This window comes from Affinundibacterium baiyunense (genome assembly GCF_018139645.1).
Classification (GTDB): Bacteria; Pseudomonadota; Gammaproteobacteria; order Burkholderiales; family Burkholderiaceae_D; genus Undibacterium; species Undibacterium baiyunense.
The window spans coordinates 341,057-363,064 of sequence record NZ_JAGSPM010000004.1 but is presented as its reverse complement, the minus strand read 5'-3'; the positions used below and the strand labels follow the sequence as shown (position 1 = coordinate 363,064).

Sequence of the window (22,008 nt, the reverse complement as noted above, 5' to 3'; positions counted from 1 at the left end):
TAGGATTTTTTATGTTTCATAAGACCCTAATTTGTTTGTCGCTATTGAGCCTGAGCCTGAGCCTGACTCAACATGCGAGCGCGGCTGAAAGTAAGCGAGCAAGCAAACATCCCTTCTTATGGGAAAACGCCACCGTCTATTTTTTGCTTACAGATCGTTTTCATAACGCAGATAAGACAAATGATTTGGCGTACGAACGACAAGCCGATGCCGCGCCCTTGCGTGGTTTTATGGGCGGTGATCTGCAAGGTGTGATTGCAAAAATTCAGGATGGCTACTTCAGCCGCTTGGGCGTGAATGCTTTATGGATCACGCCGCCAGTCGAGCAAATTCATGAAGGAACTGATGAAGGCACGGGCAAGTCGTATGGCTTTCATGGTTATTGGACCAAAGACTTTACCAAGGTAGACGCGAATTTAGGCAGTGAGAAAGATTTTAAACAACTGGTCGAAGTCGCACATCAGCATGGCATACGCATTTTGCTTGATGTGGTGATGAATCATATCGGACCAGTGACTGCAACCGACACGGTGTGGCCTACAGATTGGGTGCGTACAGAGCCAACCTGCGACTATAAAACGGCAGATGGTGCAATCAAATGTACTCTGGTAAAAAACTTACCGGACATCTTGACCGAGAGCGATACGCCAGTCGATTTGCCTCCGCAGCTAGTACAAAAGTGGAAGCAAGAGGGACGTTATGAACGCGAAGTAAAAGAGTTAGATGCGTATTTTGCGCGCACCGGTTTCCCACGCGCACCGCGTTATTATCTGATGAAATGGCACACCGATTGGATACGCAAATATGGCATTGATGGATTCCGTGTTGATACTGTTAAGCATGTAGAAGCCAGCGTTTGGAAAGAATTGAAGCAAGAAGCGCATATCGCTTTTGAGGAGTGGAAGCGCGCACATCCCCAAAAGAAGCTCAGCGATGCGCCATTTTTCATGACTGCCGAGGCATACAACTATCCGATCAGCGATGGTTTGCAGTTCCGTATGGATGGCGGTAGTCGTGTCAATTATTATGCGAATGGCTTTGATAGCATGATTAATTTTGGTTTCAAATCGGATGCACAGCAAGATTACGAAACGCTATTTAGTCGCTATACCAACTACTTGCAACAGGATTTAAAAGGCTATTCGGTATTAAATTACATTAGCTCGCATGATGATGGCAGTCCGTTTGATCCTGCACGCCAACGCCCATTTGAATCAGCAACTAAATTGATGCTGACGCCGGGTTCTGTGCAGATTTATTACGGCGATGAGATCGCGCGATTATTAAACATCGCCGAAGCGCAAGGTGATGCGAAATTGCGATCGATGATGGATTGGTCGGTACTGCAAAAAGATGTTCCTTTGCCGTTAACATCGACGCAAATGCCATTCACCTATCAAGCTACTCCCACCTACCGCGACTTGCTCCAGCATTGGCAAAAATTAGGGCAATTCCGTGCCGCGCATATTGCGGTCGGCGCTGGCGTACATCAGCAAATTTCTGCGAAGCCGTATGTTTTTCAACGTAGTTATCAAAAAGATGGTGTGAGTGATCAGGTCATCGTTGCGCTCGATTTGCCTAGAGCCAAAACGCATACGATAGATGTCAGCGCGGCGTTCCGGGATGGTGAGCGTTTGCACGATTACTACTCTGGCCAAAGTGTTATCGTTCAATCTGGCAAAGTCCAAATTGCAGGTCAACATTCAATGATTCTTTTGGGTAAACCATGAAACAAACTTCACACCACTTTCGGCCTGTGAGTATCATCTCCGCAGCGATTCTGTTTGCTTTTAATACGTTTGTTTTAAGTAGCTCTGCTTATGCGCAAAATCCGCAACGCCAAGTGCTGCAAGTAAAGCAAAGCCCAGCACATTTAGTCATCGTGACGAACGATGGTGAATATCAAATCCGCCCTTATTCGACAGAAGTTGTTGAGATTCAGTTTATCCCTAAAGGTGAGGTGATTTCTGCATTTGATCAGCAATCGCATGCGGTGGTGGCGAAGCCGCAAGTGGTCAAAATGCAGTTTCAAGAAACCGCACAGCAGATTGATTATGCAAGCACTGGTATTTCTGTTCGCATAAAGAAAGCACCATTTCAGATCAGCTATTTTTATCAAGGTAAACTATTAACCTCGGAAAAAATGGGTTATGAAAAGATAGCCAGCGTTGAGAAGAATAAAGAGCGCTTAAGTTTTCATTTAGATGCCAATGAAGCTTTGTATGGAGCAGGGGCGCGGGCGCTAGGTATGAATCGCCGCGGACATCGACTACCGCTTTACAATAAAGCGCATTACGGCTACGAAGAACAATCGAGTCAAATGAACTTTGCGATACCGTTGGTATATTCATCTAAGATGTATGGCATCCATTTTGATAATGCCGCTATCGGCACACTTGATCTCGATAGCAATAAGGATAATTCACTCAGCTATGAAACCATAGGCGGACGAAAAACCTATCAAATTATTGCAGGCGCATCATGGGCGAAATTGATTGCTAATTACACCCAACTCACTGGTCGCCAACCACTGCCACCGCGCTGGGCGTTCGGTAATTTTGCCAGTCGATTTGGTTATCATTCAGAAGCCGAGGCGCGTCAAGTCATTGCCCAATATCGTGCAGAGCAAATTCCTGTCGATGCGATTATTTTTGATTTGTACTGGTTTGGTAAAGAAGTGAAAGGGACGATGGGTAATCTCGCCTTCGACCAAGACAATTTTAAAAATCCGAAAAGTATGATTGCGGATTTTAATCAGCAAGGTGTGAAAACCGTACTCATCACTGAGCCATTTATTTTGACCACCTCAAATCGTTGGCAAGAGGCAGTACAAGAAAAAATTCTGGCGACAGATCACGCAGGTAAGCCTTTTACCTATGACTTCTATTTTGGTAATACGGGATTGATTGATTTATTCCAACCAAAAGCGCGTGACTGGTTTTGGCATATCTACAAAGGTTTAGCGCAGCAAGGTGTTGCTGGTGTTTGGGGTGATCTTGGTGAGCCAGAAGTGCATCCTAGCGAGTTACGTCATGCGAACGGTCAACTCGGTGCAGATCAAGTACACAATATCTATGGACATGAATGGGCGAAGTTAATCGCACAGGGATATCAGAAAGATTTTCCTACACAACGTCCTTTTATTTTGATGCGCGCTGGTTATTCTGGTTCGCAACGCTTTGGCTTGATTCCTTGGTCTGGTGATGTGAATCGTACTTGGGGAGGTCTACGCTCGCAGCCAGAAATCGCATTGCAAATGGGTATGCAAGGCTTGGCATACATGCACTCGGATTTAGGTGGATTTGCTGGCGCAAATTTAGACGATGAGTTGTATGCGCGCTGGTTACAGTACGGTGTGTTTCAGCCTATCTTCCGCCCACATGCACAAGAAGAAGTTGCTTCAGAACCGATCTTTCGCGCCGCTAAGGCTAAGCAGTTAGCAAAAGCTGCGATTGAATTACGCTACCGTTTGCTACCTTACAATTACACCCTCGCGTTCGAAAATCAGCAATTGGGTTTGCCTTTGATGCGACCATTATTTTTTGCTGAGCCACATAAAGAGCAATTGCGTGCTCATTCCGCTTCGTATTTATGGGGGAGTGATTTTTTAGTGCAACCAATTATGCAAGCAGGGCAACAACAGGCCGACGTGATGTTCCCACAAGGAATTTGGATCGATTTTTATGGCGGTCAGGTTTACAAAGGTGGTACGCAGCATACGGTAAAAGTGCAGCAAGAACATATTCCGGTATTTGTGCGCGCTGGTGCTTTCATTCCTATGGCTAAGCCTATGCAAAGTACGCAGTTTTATGATGAGAGCGCGTTAGAGCTGCATTACTATCATGACGCAGCAGTGACCAGTGCGCAGGGAAGCATGTATGAAGATGATGGAGTCACAGCGCGGTCCTATCAACAAGGTCGTTATCGTCTTCATCATTTTACAAGTGCATTGCAGACTCAAAGCAATGGGAAATCTTCGTTGCAAATTCAGATGCAGCAGCACAATGGAAAGAAAATGAAAGCTGTGAGCAAACAGGTTTCCTTGTTTTTGCATAATGTGGAGCAAGCGCCAAATCATGTGATTGTGAACGGTAAGAAAGCTGTATTTAGCTGGAACCCAGAGTCAAAGTTGCTTGCAGCCCAAGTCCGTGCAAATGCGAAATCAACAAATTTAATTCGTGTGAATTGGTAATTAAGATGTTCTGATTTGGCGAAGTTAATGATCTGCAAAGACGCGGACAAAATACCTTGTCCTGCATGCTGCATGCTATTAAACTTCGCTTTTCTGTAAGTCGCCTGTCGTCATCAATACTGAATTTGGCACCATGAATCTGAAAAGCTTGGCACAAAATCTCGGCATCTCTGAAACCACGGTTAGTCGTGCATTGAACGGCTATCCAGAAGTCAGTGCGCGTACTCGTCAACGTGTTTTAGAGGCCGCTGAACAATTTGGTTATCGTCCCAATCCGATGGCGCGCAGCTTGGCATCAGGTCGTACCAACGTGATCGGTATTATTCATGCGCTGATCGCGAATGATTTGGCTGATCCCATGTTCATGCAAATTGTCGGTGGTATGGTTGAGGCATTGGAATATCGCCAGATGGATTTAATCATGGCGCCAGTCTCGCCAGAGAATGAATTACGTGCTTACGAGCATATGGTGAAAGAGCGCCGAGTTGATGGTTTGATTGTGGGGCGTACTCGATTGTATGATGAACGCGTCGCGTATCTCGCCCAACATGGTTTGCCATTTGTCGCCCATGGTCGGACTAGTGTCAATGAGCCACACGCATGGTTCGATTACGACAACGAGAGCGGTATGCGGGTGGCGGTCGAACATTTACTCGCGTATGGTCATCAACGGATTGCTTTGATGAGTGCGCCATTAGAAATGAATTTTGCGCGCCAGCGATTTGATAGTTTTCAGAACGTGATGCGCGATGCAGGCTTGCAGCCGAATCCAGAATACCTCAAAGATAATTCAAATGACCGGCGTGGTGGTTACGCTGCCATGCAACAGTTACTTGCTAGTGCGACGCCGCCAAGTGCCGTCATTGTCGATAACCATATGGCTGGCGTCGGTGCGATGCGCGCTTTGCTCGATGCGGGTGTTACCATCGGCAAGCAAATGTCGATCATCGTGTGGGGCAAGATGGAAGATTCTTTGGCTGGTTACAATGTAACGACGATAGAACAACCGAATCCCGATTTGGCAGGTAAGAAAATGGTAGAGATGCTGCTATCTTTGCAGAACGGCACGCCACCGTCAGAACTACAAGTGTTATGGCAACCTATATTGATTGCTGGTGAAACCGTCAGATGATTTTTTTTGATCTGTTGCGTTCATCTGCAATGTAAAGCTTGCCTAGATAGCGATATTAAAATTCGATTTGTTTTTTCTTACGTATTCCATTAAGGTGCTTGCTTTCCTAATTTGAGGCGCACCTGTTATGAGTAGTCTGCAAGCGAAACCCTATTTGCGACAAGTGTCAATACGCGCCGACGCGGAGTTTGATCAAGACCAGTTCCCATATTATTTGCCGGCAGTGCAAGCAATCAACAACTTGCAGTTTCATCCCGATGTTACTTTCTTTGTAGGCGAAAATGGTTCGGGAAAATCGACCGTTTTAGAAGCCATCGCGATCGCCCTAGGTTTTAGTGCTGAAGGCGGTACTAAAAGCGTGCGTTTTCAAACTGCTGATACGATTTCTCCGCTGCATTCTGTTTTGCTATTGGCGCAAAGTTTTAAGCGACCAGCCGATGGCTATTTTTTACGCGCTGAAAGTTTCTTTAATGTCGCCACTTATATGGATAAGATGGGCTACCTCGATAGTTACGGTGGCAAATCACTGCATGCACGTTCACATGGCGAAGCGTTCATGGCACTTTTGTTGACAAAGCTACGCGGTAAAGGCCTGTATCTCTTAGACGAACCAGAGGCGGCATTATCGCCCAATCGTCAACTCGCTGCATTGTCGGCAATTCATCAGCTAGTGCAAAATGATTCGCAATTGATTATTGCAACGCATTCACCGATTCTTCTAGCCTATCCGAATGCAAAAATTTTTCAGTTTAGCGGTAACGGAATAGAAGAAGTAAAGTATGAGGATACTGAACATTACGCACTAACCAAAGATTTCCTGAATTTCTACGAACGTCGTTTGCAACAATTGCTCGACGCCGATCCAGAATAATTGCAGATCGATGTTAATCGTAAAATGGGTACTTATTTGATTTACCCGCACCACAAAACCAACCAATAATCAACTAATAAGGAGGCAAAACTATGCAATTGCATGAACTGATTCGCTGGCAATGGGACAGCTATTCTTCCTATCATCGATCACGCAAGAATTTGATGATTCATATTGTGGCCGTGCCGCTATTTTGGCTAGGAAACTTAAGCCTAGTCGTTAGTCTGATTGCGACTTCATTAGTTGCTGCGCTAGTCGGTATCGGCCTGATGCTGCTTTCGCTTATCTTGCAAGGACGTGGTCATGCAATAGAAGCCTTGCCGCCAGTTCCTTTTACTAGCAAGTTCAATGCGATTGCTAGATTATTGATAGAGCAGTGGATTAATTTTCCACGTTTCGTCTTTTCGGGTGCTTGGTTAAGAGCGTTTAAAGCAATCGATGCGGAATAAACGTCTTGAATTGTACCGAGTGCAGTGAAGCCAAATTAAGTTGAAGAAATATAAGTTTTGCTTGTCAGTTAATTTACTTTTTATTTAATTGAATATCGGTAGAATAGTATTTTTAATTTAATTGGTGAGATAAAAAATGAAATTCAACTGTTTAATTGTTGCTTTATTTTTCTCGTGCGCGAGTTTTTCCTCGGCGGCGGTTGCGCAAGATAGTCCAGAGTTACGCGCGAAAGCCGCAGATCGCTATCTGAAAAGTGTTCCGATGTCGGCTATGTTAGAGGATGCTTATACATCGCTTGCGCAGCAGATGCCAGCAGACCAAAGAGAGAAATTTTTAAAGGATATTCGCAGTATTGTACGTATTGAATTTCTCGAATCGATCTCAAAAGAGAAAATGGTCAAGGTGTTTACGGCCGATGAATTAAACGCGATCGCAAGCTTTTATGAATCAAAAGAAGGTGCCAGTGCGATGAAAAAATTTGGCGTTTATATGGGCGAGATTATGCCGGCGATACAAAAAGAAATGATGCAAGCAATGGGAAAATTGCGTGAAGGGAAGAAGTAATTTTTCGGTAAATCAAGAATCGCGCTGTGGATGAATTTCAGTGAATTTAGTCACCCAACAAGACTACGCAAATAAGACTATGCAAATGACCTACAATCTTTATCTAAGTATTGCCGCGGCGATGACGTTTGTCGCCGCGCTGTTACACTTTGCTTGTCTTATTTGGGGTGTGCCTTTGTTTCGTTTGCTTGGCGCCGGTGAGGCAGTTGTTGCGATGCTGAGTCGTGGTCACACACAACCCTTGTTGATGGCGGCGATAGTTGGTATTGCGCTCTTGCTTTGTTCCGCCTATGCTTTATCCGCAGCTGGTTTGATCATGGCACTACCATTGCGGCGTTTGGTTTTACTCGGTTTGATCATCGTATTACTTGCACGTGGCTTGGCATTTCCTTGGTTAAAACCTTATTTTGTTGGGAATAGTGATCTTTTTTGGTGGACCAGCTCTGCGATTTGTTTGTTGCTGGCTGCAGTTCATGCTATAGGCTTACGCCAAGTTTGGAGTGATTTATGACAACGCAAGATCGTAACGACATGGAAAATCGTGTTGAACAGTTTTTGCAGGATTTGCGCCTGACAAATGCAGTTTGCTATGAGCTGGTACAAGCATTACGTCAACAGATTCTCAGCGCAAGTAATTCGACCGATGAAACAGTTCAAGAAGAAATTAAATACGGCGGTATTTTGTTCGCAGTCGAGCAGGCGTTTTGCGGGATCTTTGCGTATGCGAATCATGTGTCATTGGAGTTTGGTGAAGGCGCAGGTTTACCCGATCAGTTTGGTGTATTGGAAGGTAAAGGCAAGTTTCGTCGACATATCAAGTTGACGACACTTGCTGATATTAAAAACAAACATGTAATGCATTACATTAAGCTTGCCTATCAAGGCCTGTAATCTACTTCAGTCATATCTAAATGAACGCAACGGATAATCTAGCAGACCAAGTTTGTCATGCCTGTCATGTGCAGGGCGAAGCGTCAAAAGCGATACAACAATTAAACAGCCAATGCTTTTGTTTGAGCTTGCCTGATGGGGCTTTAAAGCAGGCGATTAAAGTGGAACTCGCCGCGCCAGAGATTTTCGACTTAATTGAACAACGTTGCCCGCATCTGTTCTCTGCGCAGCCTGTATTTGTTTCATCGAGTCAGCAAAGCGCCATGACTGCGGTGATCCAAGCGATAGAATCTGTGGTGGCGATGCCAGCGTTTCGCGACAAGGTTTTAAGTAATGCGCCCGCAATTGCGCGACATGGAAAGCAGGCTGCAAAGGGTGTTTTTTTCGGTTACGACTTTCATTTACATGACGAAAAAATTGGTCTGATCGAGGTCAATACAAACGCTGGTGGCGCCATGCTCAATGCGGTGTTGGCACGCGCCCAACGAGCTTGTTGTGCGGTGATGGATGATATCGTGCACGATCGTTCGACTGTACAAGCATTTGAACAAGACATCGTTGCTATGTTTCGGCATGAGTGGACGCTGGCGCAACAGGCACAAGCGAATACTTCGTTTGCTGAACTGCGTGTGATAGCGATCGTCGACGATGCGCCGACTGAGCAGTATCTCTATCCAGAATTTTTATTGTTCCAACAATTGCTTCAGCGCGCTGGCATACATACGCTAATCGCTGCGCCGCAAGAATTGACTTGGCGTGAAGGACGCTTGTGGCAAGGCGATATCAAGATCGACTTGGTATACAACCGATTGACTGATTTTTATCTAGAACAAGCAAATACGAACGCGCTAAGACAGGCTTATCTGGCGGATGCGGTTGTCTTAACGCCGCATCCGCAAGTGCATGCATTATTCGCTGATAAGGCCAATTTAGCGATTTGGACCGATCCTGAACAATTGCAAGCACTTGGCGTGAGCCCCGAATTACAAGCTTGTCTGTTAGAAAATATCCCACGTACCGAGATTGTGCGTCCAGATCAAGCCGAGCGTTTATGGGCAAATCGACGCCACTTGTTTTTTAAACCGAATGCCGGTTATGGAGGGCGTGCAACGTATCGCGGCGATAAATTAACGAAACGCGTATGGGATGAAATTTTATCTGCTGATTACATCGCACAAAGCATCATCACGCCGGGACAGCGAATTTCGGGATCACCTGCATTACCCGAACAGATGAAATTTGATATTCGCCAATACACCTATGATGCACGCGTACAATGGACAGCGGCGCGTGTGTATCAAGGACAAACTACTAACTTCCGTACACCTGGTGGCGGCTTCGCGCCGGTTTATACCATTAGTGATGAGGATTTAGCCGACAACCCGCAAAAAATTGGTGCAATCCTTTGCTAATTTTTATAGGCTATGTTTTATTTAGTTAATGGTTCAGGATAACCAACGCCATAGCCTTGAGCATAGTCGACTCCCATCATCTGTAATTGATTGATGATCTCCTGATTCTCGGCAAATTCGGCGATGGTTTTTAAGCCCATCACATGGCCAATCTTATTGATTGCATCGACCATCGCGGCGTCAACAGAATCACTGATAATATCTTTGACAAAGCAGCCATCGATTTTTAGTAAATCGACTGGCAGATGTTTGAGATAGGCAAACGAAGACATACCACTGCCAAAATCATCTAAGGCGAAATAACAGCCTTTCTCTTTCAAACTCACGATAAATGCACGTGCATTTAATAGATTGGCGATTGCTGCGGTCTCGGTGATCTCAAAACAAATGCTTTGCGGCCTTGCACCACTGATCGCGAGTTGTTCGTAAATATAGTTGAGTGTTTTTTCGTCGTTTAAGCTACCGCCGGAGAGATTGATGGAGAACATCGCATTTTCAGGTGCGGCTATTTTCGAAATAAAGGAAAACGCGTGGTGGATCACCCAGCGGTCAATCTCAGGCATTAATCCATATCGCTCTGCTGCTGGAATAAAGGCCATCGGTGGAATTACCTTTCCTTCCTGATTAATCAAGCGCAATAATATTTCCACGTGTACTTGGTGTTGCCCATCCACTGATGGATTTAATGCGACAATTTTTTGTCCATACAATGCTAGGCGATTATCAGCTAGGGCACTGCAAATCTTGGTATACCAATCTAATTCACCATGACGTTTTGTGATGGCATTATCTTCGGTTTGATAGATGTGAATTCGGTTGCGACCAAGATCTTTAGCTGTGTAGCAAGCGGAATCAGCGAAACGCATAATCTCGTGCACGCCTTGTCGTTCTGCTTCTTGTCCGCCAAAATTGACTAAACCAATGCTGACACTAATCGGGAAAGTTTTGCCATCCCAACTGAAATGGAAATCGCCAATAATATTCCGCAATTTTTCTGAAATTTGTAAGGCTACATAGGGTGGGCAAGTTTCAAGTAGCACGCCAAACTCATCACCGCCCAGTCTTGCTAGGGTGTCGTTAGCGCGTAAAGCTAAACGCAATAAACCGGTGATCTGACGTAGTAATTCATCGCCAGCATTATGACCGCAGGTGTCATTGACAATCTTAAACTGGTCTAGGTCAAGGTAGGCGAGTGCATGTTGCTGTTGATGCAGAACGCTACCTTGTACCGCTTTTTGCAGACGCTTCTCAAACTCACGGCGATTCACTAAGTCGGTGAGCTCATCATGCGTAGCCTGATAAGTCATCTCATCTGCCAGACGTTTGGTTTCGCTGACATCGTGGAAAACGACTACGGCACCGATAATTTGATCGTTGCGGTCTAACATTGGGGCAGTCGAGTCTTCGATAGAAAAACGGCTGCCATTGCGATTGACTAATGCACTCTTATGCGCCATGCCTGTAACTTGCCCAGTTTTGAGTGTTGTTTCTATTGGTGAAACACTCTCCAGGCCTGTCTCTTCGTCGATTAAGGTGAGTACTCTTGAGATCGGCATACCTATCGCCTCAGCGCATGACCAGCCAGTTTTTCTCTCAGCGACGGGGTTTAAGTACGTGACATTTCCTGCGTGATCGGTCGTGATAACGCCATCGCCGATGGAATTAAGTGTGACTTCTAGACGTTGTTTTTCTTTAAATAGCTCGCTTGCATGGAGTTCTAATTCACGCTTCGCACTTTCCATTTTTGCATAGGCGATAGCGAGCAAGTTCTCACTCATCTTTAAGCGGGTCTCGACTTGATGGCGTTCCAATGCCATTTGTATGGTCGCATGTAGTTCTCGCTCTGAAAATGGTTTAACCAGATAACCATAAGGTTTGCTGGCTTTGGCGCGTTGTAAGGTACTTTCTTCAGAATATGCGGTTAAAAAAATGACTGGTAAATCGATTTGAGCCGCCGTGTCTATACCATCAATATCACCAGCAATATTGATATCCATCAGGACGATATGTGGCATGGCTTCTTGTATGGCCTTGAGCGCTTGTTCACAACTAGCGGCGACGCGAGGTACATCGTAACCAAGTCGAATTAGACGTCGTTGCAGATCAAGAGCGACGATACTCTCATCTTCCACGATTAATACGCGTGTCAGCATGGTGAAGTCCTCGTTTAATGTTCAGTCAGTGGGAAGCGCAAAACAAACTGTGTAGGATGCTGACGCTGTATATGCAGTACGCCATTCAGTTGTTGCGACAGTAAATTTACCAGGCGCAAGCCCAAGGTCTCGACCTCATCTAGATTCAGATGATCAGCAATGCCATTGCCATCGTCGCTGATGATCAATTGAATTTCTTTGTTATCCTTTGTCGATAAAGAAACACTGATCCTGCCTTCGCTACGATCTGTGAAAGCATGTTTGAGTGCATTTGTAATTAATTCATTGATGAGTAAGCCACAAGGAATTGCTGAATTGATTGGTAGATACACTTCATCGACATCCACCGTCAGCGTGATATTTTTTCCCGATATTGAGTAAGAATTGACTAGGGTAGGAATTAAGGCTTCTAAGAAATCAGAAAAGTCGACACGCGCAAAATTATTTGATTGATATAGTGTTTGATGTATCAATGCCATAGATTGAATGCGGTTCTGACTATCCATCAACATGTTTCTGACCGCTTCGTCATTGATTAGTGAGGATTGCAAGCTAAGTAAGCTGTGCACGACTTGTAGATTATTTTTAACGCGATGATGAATTTCACCGAGCAATACGTCTTTTTCAGTGAGCGCTTCTTGAATTCGTAGCTCTTTTTGCTTACGGTCTGAGATGTCGACAATCGATGATAGCACCATCATGCCTTCTTCAGTTTCTATCGGATTCAGACCGATTTCGATAGGGAATTCGCTGCCATCTTTGCGACGTCCAAATAGATCTCGACCAGCGCCCATGGGACGTGATTGTAAGTCGCCGAAAAATTGATGTCGCTTGTTTGGATGCTCATGTCTGAATCGCTCAGGCACCAAAATTTCTATCAGTTGACCAAGTAATTCTACACGTGCGTATTGGAATAATAGTTCGGCTTGCGTATTCACCATTTCTATTTTTCCTCGTGAGTTGACCATCACCATCGCATTTGGAGCAGATTCGACGACACGTCGAAAACGTTCTTCCAAACGCTTGCGTTCAGAGATATCAACAATCGAAGACAGCACCATCATGCCTTCATCGGTTTCAATCGGATTGAGGCCAATTTCAATCGGGAATTCGCTGCCGTCTTTGCGTCTGCCAAACAGATCGCGTCCCGCGCCCATTGGTCGTGATTGTGGTGCATGCAAAAACATATCGCGTTTTGCTGGGTGTCCATGACAAAAGCGATCAGGCACAAGGATTTCGATTTTTTGTCCCAACATCTCAGCTCGGCTGTAGTCGAATAAACGCTCTGCTTGGGTATTCACCATTTCAATACTACCGTGGTGATTCACCATCACCATGGCGTTGGGTGCGGATTCAACCACACGTCGAAAACGCTCATCAATGCGGCGCCGCTCGCTGAGGTCTTTGATGATTTGGCTATAGCCGATTAGCTTCCCGTTAGGCTCAAACAGTGCGGTAATTAATACATTAGCCCAAAATTCAGAACCGTCTTGTCGGTGTAACCAAGTATCAACTTCGTATTGTCCGTGTTGGGCGACGTGGCATAATAATGATGGGGGAAAGTGATTGTTCAGTATCTCTTCAGAAAACAAGGACAATACTGACTGCGTCAAGATCTGCTCTTGCGAGTAACCCAGAATGTGTCGTGCGCCAGCATTCCAACTCTGAATATATCCGGCTGGATCTAGCATGATGATGGCATAGTCGGTGATGCTGTCGACTAATAGCCGATAGTGAACATCGGCCGTCTTATGCTGCTCTTCATCTAGCTTGACGTGATCTGACATGATGCCACCTTCGCGAAGTTTGCATCTTATGCTAGCACGATTTATGCCGCATATATCCCTGAAGAAAGATTTTTGACTAGAAATGAATCGAAAAAATGTGCAAGTCTTTTACGAATGACAAGAAGACTTATTCTTTTTTCCTGTTGAGGTTTAAATGCTTAGGTCTTGAAGTCTTTTTACGTGTAAATTCCGTTTTCACATGTCAATTATAGTATGGGGCGGAGTGGCAGTAATTGCATCAGCCAAACCTGAAATCGCTTCGAGTATGAGACGTGCTGATCGGGATCATCGAGTTCAGCGTTCCAGCTATTGCCGGGTTGGATATCTTGTTTTATCGCTTGCACAAGTTGTTCTGCGAGTTGTTGATTGTGGATGATCACACCGACTTCGGTATTCAGATTCTCAGAACGCGGATCAAAATTAAATGTTCCTACATAAGCGATTTTGTTGTCGATCACCATCGATTTGGCGTGCAAGCTAAATACCGCAGGTTTGTATTTGTCGATCACCGGAGAGTTGAGTAATTTCCCTCGACTTCCTGCATCAGGTCGAAATTCAAAGATTTTTACTCCCATCTTTAATAATTCTTCACGCTGGTTACGATAGCCACTAAAGGCTTGTAAGTTGTCGGTAGAAGCCAAGGAATTGGTATTGATTGTGATTTTTACGCCTCGCTCTAAACTGCGTTTAATCATCGCGATTGCTTTGTCGGATAAAACCAAATACGGCGACTGGATCAAGATTTCTTGCTGCGCTTGATCCACCAAAGTCGCTAATGCGCGCGTGCTATCGCCGCCACCTTGCAAGTCGGCACTACGATTTTTCCCAGGTATGTCATGAATAAATTCAACATCTGTCCAGACAATTTCTTTTGACAAGCGCTCGAATGATTCGGGAATGCTACGTATCGCTTGTTTGAGTAAGGGGTCAAAATTACTGTCGAGATTTGCATAGGCATGCAATTGTTGATAGATGTTGGCTACTTCTTGATTGCTAATTTCCGGTGATGCTTGCATGAAGCGATGTTCCGCAAAAATGGTTTCTACAGGAACGCTTAATGGGTGCTGCCAGAAATTATTAAAGTTGTCACCGACTTTGGTGACGGCGCTACCGAGTATTAATAAATCGCGATCACGAAAATTAGATTCGTGATGGAAATTAAAATATTCACTTGCCATATTACGACCGCCAGTAATCGCAACTAAGCCATCGACCACGAAGGTTTTGTCATGCATGCGCTGATTGGCTGATTTAAAGTCGGCGACGATATTCCACAGACGCTTACCAATATTGGTGCCAACGCGGTGTTTTGGATTGTAGATGCGAATTTCTACATTGGGATGTTTGGCTAATGCGAGTATGGTTTTATCTTCTGCTTCGATGAGTAAATCATCGACGATGACGCGTACTTTAACACCGCGATTGGCCGCACGGATTAAGGCTTCCGAGGCTAAGGTGCCGATGTTGTCATTGCTCCAAATAAAATATTGCACCTCAATGCTCTTAGTTGCATGGTCAGCCAGCCAAGCGCGAGCGAGTAGTGCTTCGAAACCATTTTCTAAAATATACGCCCCGGTTTTTTGTGGATGCTCGGCGGTGACGGAGTTGATGTAATCTGGTAATGACCACGATTGCGCATTCTTTTTGTCGGCCGATAAAAACTCGAAACTCGCTTGTAGATTACTCTCCGTTGTTGCGGGCAAAGGCACGCTGTCGTAGACCGTTTTGGAATTGGGAAATGGTCGGTCTAAGTAAGAAAATAGACAGAGCAAAATAAAGATGGCGAAACTAAGTTTGAGTTTGTTTGCAGGGCGCATAGCCAGATGAGATGAAATTACGATTGATAGTAGTTTCTCATTTTACAAGCAAACTGATTCCGTAGAATCTCAGTTGCGTATAAATTTTCTGCTGACAATCTGAAAAGTCGCCGACGAGTATCGTATCTAGACACCTTTTGAGTAAGAACTTGAAACTATTCAATCTTGTGTGGAAATCGATCGCAATCAATCCCAAACTCCTGCCCACGCAACTAGTTACAGAGGTAGTTAAGCGCAGTTTATTGAGATTGCGCGCCAAAGTAATTGTTGCTATCTAGGCATATTCAATTTAAATTGCCAATATCTTAAATCTAACCGAAAGGGATAAGATGACCGAGCAGATTGTGGGTAGTTCTAACGATACATTTGTATTGCAAGCACCGGAGGTAATGACACCTGTTAGTGAGCAAATGGCAAAAACAGCCGTTCCGTTGACCGATGACTTGAAAAATGCAGTGGAAGAGCAAGTTGATCGTTTTATGCATGGATTGTTGACGGAAGATCTGCAAAGTGAGGGTTTTAAGGCGCGGCTTGATAGCGCTTTTGCGCTTGGTCGCGAGGAAATCTCGATCGCTTCCACATTAATGCAAGGTCGCTTAATGCAAGCCAACTTTATTGGGATGGAAGATAGTTCCGCATTTAAGGCGATTCAAGAGATGCGCGGACATTTGGATGGTTTAAATCCAGGTAAAGAAGGAGATTTATTTCAAGCGAAAAAAATATTTGGCTTGATTCCTTATGGAAATAAATTACAAAGTTATTTTCGTAAATATCAGGGCGCGGCAGGGCAATTGCAAAAGAGTATGCAGCAGTTAAATGCCGCGCGTGACGATATGCAACGTGATGTGATTGATATTGAAGCGACGCGCCAAAAGTTATGGGACGCTATGCAAAAGCTGAATGCCGCTATTCACTTTGCAGAAACCTTAGATCGTCGTTTGCATGAACGCGTACAAATTCTTAAGGCTACTGATGCATTGCGTGCACAAGCTCTAGAACAAGAGGTATTGTTTTATGCAAGGCAGAATCTACAAGATATGTTGACGCAACAAGCAGTTTGTACCAATGGTTATCTGGCCTTAGATGTGTTAAAGAAGACTGGCCGCGAAATGATGAATGGATGTAGTCGCGTGGCTACAACTGGCATGAGTGCATTGGCGGTGGCGCAAACGTTAGCTCGTGCAACAGGCAATCAAATGAAAGTGATGGATGCCTTAAGCGGAATAAATAGCACGATAGAGAATTTGGTCGCAGAAACAGGCCGACAATTAAATCAACATGCGGATAAGGTTGGTCAGTTTGCACAAAATCCGATGTTGGGAATCGACAAACTGAAAGAAATGTTTGAGCAAACATTTAAAGCGATGGATGCGATGGATACGTTTCGCTCAAAGGCAATTGATGTGATGGGACAGAACAATCATATTCTGCAACAGCAATTGCAAAAGGCAGAACACTATCTAGATAAGCATCGTCAACAACAGGCGCGTGCAGCAACACAGCAAGAATTATCTGGACCAGTCGCTTTGTAGTCGCTCAACTAGGTTTTCAAAATAGTATTTGGTGTGATGAGTTTTTGAATGTAGTGATGACTTATAAAAAAGGGGAATTAAGTATGGCAACACAGTACATTATGCATCGTGATAGCAATGCTTGGCGTTTGCAGGTTTGGTTAGCGTTTGCGATCGCAGTGGTGGCGTGTGCGGTTGGCACGATTCAATTACCTGGGCAGGAGTTAGACCGGGCTTTCGTCGCTTTGGGTTTGTTCTTTAGTTTATTCGCCTGCTTTGCAGTCGCTAAAATGATACGTGATAATCGTGATGGGCAAGTCGATACGCCTTCATGGGTGATGACAGTCTGGGTTGCGTTCGCAGCCGCTGTTTTATTAACAGCTTGGGGACTGTGGCGTATGAATATTCCTGCTGCGGAAAAGAATTATATGGTGGTCAGTTGGTTATTCTTGATCAGCACCACATTTACCTTAGCAAAAACAATTCGCGATGCGCATGAGGCAGATTTGATGGCACGTTCCGACCTCACTGCCAGCGAAGTTCCGGCGCAAGCAACTCAATCAACGCAATCTACCCAGTAATACTAGCGCGAGCTACGACTCTTTTCTTCTAAAAAACGCTGCTGACGCATTAATTGCTCAGCAGCGTTTTTTGTTAGCGCTTGTTCGCGTTGATCAATTTCAGTATGCAAGAGATGCAATTGATGCAGCAGCAAATCCAAGGCGGTTTGTTCACCTTGTACTGCATGTGTCAGACGTGTTGCTGGCGGTACGCGTAAATAACTTTCAAGACTATCCGGTAAATATCGTTGTAAGCAGGCGTTCAAATAAAACTGATCGTCATAACTCAACACCTCCTGTGCATCCGACTTTGCTGTCAATTGGTGGATGCGAACAAACTGTGCTTTGATCGAGAGCAAAATCGATTTCAACTTATCTAATTTGTGCTGTAGTTCAGAATCGTGTGGCGGCTGCTCAACTTTTTCGCGTGTACCGTAAAGTGCAGCAATAGCACCATCAAATGCGATGATATTGGCAACAGTGAATAAAGCCACTGAAGTAGATTGTGTCGAACTAGTTTGTCGATTGTGACGTCGCGTAAGTCCAAGCCAAGTTGCACTAAGCAAAAAGCACAAGCCGCTAGCACTCGCAATTAGCATCGATTGCTCAATCGCTGCTAATAAGCCAGCGATAAATGAAGTCGAAGCGACGATCCCGAGGATTATTTGTTTTGGATGTAACTGAACATGAGTCACTGTGCTGGATTGTGTCTGTATTTGATCAAGTAGGGGCAGTCCAAGCGTATGCTTAGCCTTGATTGCAGCCACTTGACGTTGTACGGTCGGATTGATCTCTTGTTTTTTGCGCGCAGCGAGGAAAGCGGTACGACGATTGGGTGGACGATTTGATGAAACAATGCGTGGATCAGATGGCTGCATGAAAGTTCAAATGTGAGTTCAACTGAAAAAAACGTACATGCATCATAGCATTGAATAATCTTGTTTTTCTCAATTGTTTGTTCGGACGTGCCTAAGCGATCATTTGTAAGAAAGTTCTAAGTTGGTAGAGATATTCAATCTTTTAAGTATCAACAAATTCGACGTATAAATACGCTCTGCTAATGGCAATTGGTAACCAAAGTGAAAGATGTGCATAAATCGTCTCAGCATCAAGGTTAGATTCCTTGCTTGTGTGCATGACTAGATCCTCTAGCAAAATCGGCGTTTGTGTTGATTGCGCAAGTAAATGTAGAAAATGATACTGCCATATTTGAAGGATGTCTGTGCGGATTCGGTAGTTACTACGACTGATCGCAAGATAGATGCGATCTATGTTGACATAATCTCGTTCACGATTTTCACCGCTTAAAATATCGAGTAAAGCTGGATGCGCAGACATCAAGCCACAAGCATCTGAAATAGATAATGCGATTGCCTTCGCATGCTGAAGGTTGTGGTAGTTGGGTTCGATTAGTTGGCGTTGTTCTAGACCAATTGCACGTGCCGCGCGAATTCGTAGCCGTTCTGCTACCGCGATTTGTATTGGTAACTGGTGAGTTACTTTATCTTGCTGATTAAATGAGGCAAGATCAGGACAACTTTGTTCTAAGTGATCTGAAAAATTTTTGCCTAAGTCGAACAGACTATATGATGTTGGAGGAAAAGCCTGGATATATTCGGTCGCAAAATGATCGAATAGTTGAGTTCCTAAATACTGTCTCAAAACAGGATAATCTGCGCGCAGGCACTCCAGTAAGCGAGCAATATAGGCACGTTGGTAAATTGCGAGTGCTTGGGCTGGGGGTAAGTGTGCGTTAGGTCGTAGTAAGTGATCAACCCCATTTTCTATTGTTTGAATCGAACTAGTTGAAAATGCGGAAGCTGTAAGGGAATTTGTATCAATGGTAGTGCTAGAAACGCCAGTGATATGCTTCAATATTTGTTCTTGTAGTTGCGCAATTTGCTGGTTCATACTGCAATTCTCATAGAGAATTTATCGTGCCTTGCTATCGTTACAGCCGCCTCGATTTTTGTGTTCGATTTTGAAATTGGAAATACATCCCTCGCTTTTGCAAGTTCACTCAGAAGAATGTGAAATTCTGGAATATTTGCATCCCATTCTAATAGACAACTGATAGGCCCTGTTCTGCGTATCAGTTGTGTGTAAAGTTGCCAGACTACCTCAGGTACAGGACTATCGTGCGTATCGATGATGTGGGTACCACAGTGTTGTGGGCCTGCGAGGTGAATTTGAACGACATGGTCGGGGGTGATACCTTGAATGTAGTCGTTTGCGTTAAAGCCTAAGTTGAATGCCGAGACGTAAATATTGTTGATGTCTAATAGTATGCCTGCACCGGTCGCATCGCACAGTGAATTAAGGAACTCCCACTCCAGCATATCTGAATCAAGGTAATGTAGATAACTACTCGGATTCTCTAAAATTAGGCGGCGTCCCAAAAAGTCTTGAATCTGATTTACCCTGGCAATAAGGTGACTCAAACTGTGTTGATGTAAGGGCATAGGTAGTAGGTCGTGACTATTGATACCGCCGAAGCTAGTCCAACATAAATGGTCAGAAATCCACACTGGCGAGAACTCTGCGCATAGTTGCTTTAATTTATTCAGATAGCCGATATTGAGGGCCTCGCTGCTACCGACCGAGAGTGAAACACCGTGAAACACAAGGGGATAGCTTTCTGCAATTTGATGCAGTACCCGACGGTTGACGCCATGATCATCCATTACATTTTCCGTGATGACCTCCAACCAATCTGGTGCAAAGTGATCGCCGATTTTTTCCCCAGCTTGATATCGCAGTAGGTCTTGCGTGTGACAAGGACGTAGTCCAATCCCATATCCAAGATTGGGCAAGCGGTGTTCAATTGAACGCGATTGATTGAATGGGTCTTGCATGTATAGACTGGTCCTTGGATTGCAGAGACTTTTACACGATCAACGGAAAGGTAGATATACAAAAGTCTCTTGTCATAAAATTGAAAACTTAACTTGGTGGTAGAACAATACGCAAATTGTTGGGTTTGGGTTTCTGTGCTGCCTTTATTGCGGGATTGGATGCAAATCGGGCTTGAAACACTTGCCAGGCCGTGTCATAGACACTTTGGCCATTGCTCGCCCCAATATTAACGCCCTCGACAGAAATCGCTGGATTTGTACTGTGAAAAATTTGTGCATCAGGAATCGGCGCACCACAGCCTCCATTGCCCGCTGCTGAATTGAAATCAGGCAAGCTTTGACTCGGAGGGTACCCACACCCGCCTTGGTTGGCGCAACTATTCGATCCAGCACAGGTATGAATAACAGCATTGGCGCAGCTATTCGTTCCTGGTGAGTTTGGATCAAGTCCCTGGCATGCATGTGCGTTGTTGCTAATCACAGTCGGTGTAACAGGAGTAAAACTAGGTGAGCCACCAGTTGCCCATACCGTAGCAACACGGGTTGATAAAGCTTGCATAGCTGCAGCGGGGAAGCTAATTTTTGCATCGCTCCAGCTCGATTCAATTGCCGCAAGAAGATTGCAGTAGCTATGGCTTAGTGCATTGTCAATTTCAGGTGGAGTAGTGGGATCGTTCATTGCTAAGGCACGTGCTTGAGCAGCTTCGAATTCAGCTGGCGTGGCTTGGCTAGGCTCCATTAATAAGTCATTTGCTGTCCAGGCCCCAGCTTTCGGACGTGACGCCAACCAGGTCGGCCAAGTTTCTATCATGTCTAACCAAGACGCAACTAGCGCGAAGCGATCATAGTGGCTTTGTTTATCCCATTGTGCGCGAACTACCGCGTTTCCCTTGCTCTCGTCTTTCTCCATCTTTTGTTCGGCAGGTACAAATCGACTAGGGACTACGGAATTAGCTTGCGCACCTTCACCTTGATCAAGAATCGCAGTAATCATTTCTTGTGCGGTCTTACGTGCTTGCTTTGCAGTCGCATCACTGGCAATGGTCACCGGAAAATGTGGATATTCTCTGCTGGGATGTTGCGCGCTCGCGGATTTAAAATTAAACATATCCACTTGTACGGAATTTGCTGTAAATAGTTTTTCCCATAAAGTCGTTTTGTCGTCATAGACAATATCAAAGTACTGCTGAATGCAGTGGTAGAGGTGCCCAATTGAGCCAAATTCCGATGGGATTACCGGTTTGCCACTAGCATCCGTAGGAAATGGGGTAGTAGGGCGTAAATGAGCATCGTCGTTTGCTTCCCAGTCAGGCATTTCGATCGCTAGAAATAGCTTGATTTGGTTGCGATCTAATGGCCCCAATCTTACTTCGACATCCTCATACCCTTTGACCTTTCTTAAGTCGCCAATGCAGGGGATTGTTGTGCCAAACTTGGTGTAATCGAGAGCCGGAAATTGAGGAGTTAGTCCCACGGCAGTACATAAATTGCTTGCCAACTGTAAATGCAGCATTTCTTGAATGTAGACACTGAAGATAGCATTGTATGCATACTGATTTGCGCTACTTACATTGGGGTTTGGCTTTATGCCTGGCCACAAGGCTTGACTGCTAGACGAACTCATATACATGCCACGAATAGAATACAGTGAAGACATATAGAGCGGGATCGTAAACAGCTCAACCTCGACGGCGAGTTGCAATAACTGATGCAAGGCGGATCGGTCGGCAGGAAATTGCTGAGCATTATGAATTGGTTTAGAAGACATCGTAGAGCCTTTCTATAAAAGTCAGGGGAGTGAGTGGCATAGGTA

The 22,008-nt window shown here is 44.8% G+C and carries 18 protein-coding genes; 11 read left to right on the top strand and 7 right to left on the bottom strand.

Annotation, left to right across the window (positions count from 1 at the left end):
• Positions 1–11 precede the first annotated feature (11 nt).
• The 9 genes from KDM92_RS09140 to KDM92_RS09100 all read left to right on the top strand — a co-directional run bounded on the left by KDM92_RS09140 (position 12) and on the right by KDM92_RS09100 (position 9,512).
• The gene (locus KDM92_RS09140; protein ID WP_212684044.1) at positions 12–1,730 is read left to right on the top strand and encodes an alpha-amylase family glycosyl hydrolase; all 1,719 of its coding nucleotides are present in this window, start codon (positions 12–14) and stop codon (positions 1,728–1,730) included.
• Complete coding sequence (locus tag KDM92_RS09135) at positions 1,727–4,192, top strand: glycoside hydrolase family 31 protein (protein WP_212684043.1); 2,466 nt, start codon at positions 1,727–1,729, stop codon at positions 4,190–4,192. Before KDM92_RS09140 ends, KDM92_RS09135 begins: the two co-directional genes overlap by 4 nt.
• A gap of 133 nt (positions 4,193–4,325) precedes the next feature.
• Complete coding sequence (locus tag KDM92_RS09130; RefSeq protein ID WP_212684042.1) at positions 4,326–5,324, top strand: substrate-binding domain-containing protein; 999 nt, start codon at positions 4,326–4,328, stop codon at positions 5,322–5,324.
• 127 nt (positions 5,325–5,451) lie between these two features.
• Positions 5,452–6,195, top strand: a complete 744-nt coding sequence (locus KDM92_RS09125) for an AAA family ATPase (protein ID WP_212684041.1) — start codon at positions 5,452–5,454, stop codon at positions 6,193–6,195.
• Between the two features lie 92 nt (positions 6,196–6,287).
• Positions 6,288–6,644 carry an Mpo1-like protein gene (locus KDM92_RS09120; RefSeq protein ID WP_212684040.1) on the top strand — a complete coding sequence of 119 codons (357 nt, stop codon included), beginning with the start codon at positions 6,288–6,290 and terminating at the stop codon, positions 6,642–6,644.
• Positions 6,645–6,780: 136 nt separating this feature from the next.
• Entirely contained in the window at positions 6,781–7,209 is a 429-nt protein-coding gene (locus KDM92_RS09115) for a DUF2059 domain-containing protein (RefSeq protein WP_212684039.1), read from the top strand.
• 40 nt (positions 7,210–7,249) lie between these two features.
• The gene (locus tag KDM92_RS09110) at positions 7,250–7,720 is read left to right on the top strand and encodes a hypothetical protein (RefSeq protein WP_212684038.1); all 471 of its coding nucleotides are present in this window, start codon (positions 7,250–7,252) and stop codon (positions 7,718–7,720) included.
• Positions 7,717–8,100: a DUF1801 domain-containing protein gene (locus KDM92_RS09105; protein ID WP_230408255.1), complete on the top strand. Its 384-nt coding sequence runs from the start codon at positions 7,717–7,719 to the stop codon at positions 8,098–8,100. The genes KDM92_RS09110 and KDM92_RS09105 overlap by 4 nt, the downstream gene beginning before the upstream one ends.
• Positions 8,101–8,120: 20 nt before the next feature.
• On the top strand, positions 8,121–9,512 hold the full coding sequence (locus KDM92_RS09100; protein ID WP_230408254.1) for an ATP-grasp domain-containing protein: 1,392 nt from the start codon (positions 8,121–8,123) through the stop codon (positions 9,510–9,512).
• A gap of 17 nt (positions 9,513–9,529) precedes the next feature.
• On the opposite strand, the gene KDM92_RS09095 is transcribed toward KDM92_RS09100, so the two are convergent.
• From KDM92_RS09095 to KDM92_RS09085, 3 genes are all read right to left on the bottom strand, one after another.
• Positions 9,530–11,665: an EAL domain-containing protein gene (locus KDM92_RS09095; protein WP_212684037.1), complete on the bottom strand. Its 2,136-nt coding sequence runs from the start codon at positions 11,663–11,665 to the stop codon at positions 9,530–9,532.
• A 14-nt stretch (positions 11,666–11,679) separates the two neighbouring features.
• Entirely contained in the window at positions 11,680–13,452 is a 1,773-nt protein-coding gene (locus KDM92_RS09090; RefSeq protein ID WP_212684036.1) for a PAS domain S-box protein, read from the bottom strand.
• A 206-nt stretch (positions 13,453–13,658) separates the two neighbouring features.
• A complete protein-coding gene (locus KDM92_RS09085) occupies positions 13,659–15,269 on the bottom strand; it encodes a phospholipase D-like domain-containing protein (RefSeq protein ID WP_212684035.1) in 1,611 nt (536 codons plus the stop codon).
• A gap of 329 nt (positions 15,270–15,598) precedes the next feature.
• Between KDM92_RS09085 and KDM92_RS09080 the strand changes: the two genes are divergently transcribed.
• Positions 15,599–16,801 carry a toxic anion resistance protein gene (locus tag KDM92_RS09080; protein WP_212684034.1) on the top strand — a complete coding sequence of 401 codons (1,203 nt, stop codon included), beginning with the start codon at positions 15,599–15,601 and terminating at the stop codon, positions 16,799–16,801.
• An 83-nt stretch (positions 16,802–16,884) separates the two neighbouring features.
• The gene (locus KDM92_RS09075) at positions 16,885–17,361 is read left to right on the top strand and encodes a YiaA/YiaB family inner membrane protein (protein WP_212684033.1); all 477 of its coding nucleotides are present in this window, start codon (positions 16,885–16,887) and stop codon (positions 17,359–17,361) included.
• 2 nt (positions 17,362–17,363) lie between these two features.
• On the opposite strand, the gene KDM92_RS09070 is transcribed toward KDM92_RS09075, so the two are convergent.
• The 4 genes from KDM92_RS09070 to KDM92_RS09055 form a co-directional block, all read right to left on the bottom strand.
• Positions 17,364–18,218, bottom strand: coding sequence for a hypothetical protein (locus tag KDM92_RS09070; protein ID WP_212684032.1), 855 nt, complete (start codon positions 18,216–18,218; stop codon positions 17,364–17,366).
• Positions 18,219–18,360: 142 nt separating this feature from the next.
• Positions 18,361–19,251: an HvfC/BufC N-terminal domain-containing protein gene (locus KDM92_RS09065; protein ID WP_212684031.1), complete on the bottom strand. Its 891-nt coding sequence runs from the start codon at positions 19,249–19,251 to the stop codon at positions 18,361–18,363.
• Positions 19,248–20,195 carry an MNIO family bufferin maturase gene (gene bufB, locus KDM92_RS09060; RefSeq protein ID WP_212684030.1) on the bottom strand — a complete coding sequence of 316 codons (948 nt, stop codon included), beginning with the start codon at positions 20,193–20,195 and terminating at the stop codon, positions 19,248–19,250. Before bufB ends, KDM92_RS09065 begins: the two co-directional genes overlap by 4 nt.
• 88 nt (positions 20,196–20,283) lie before the next feature.
• A complete protein-coding gene (locus KDM92_RS09055; protein ID WP_212684029.1) occupies positions 20,284–21,963 on the bottom strand; it encodes a ferritin-like domain-containing protein in 1,680 nt (559 codons plus the stop codon).
• Positions 21,964–22,008 lie beyond the last annotated feature (45 nt).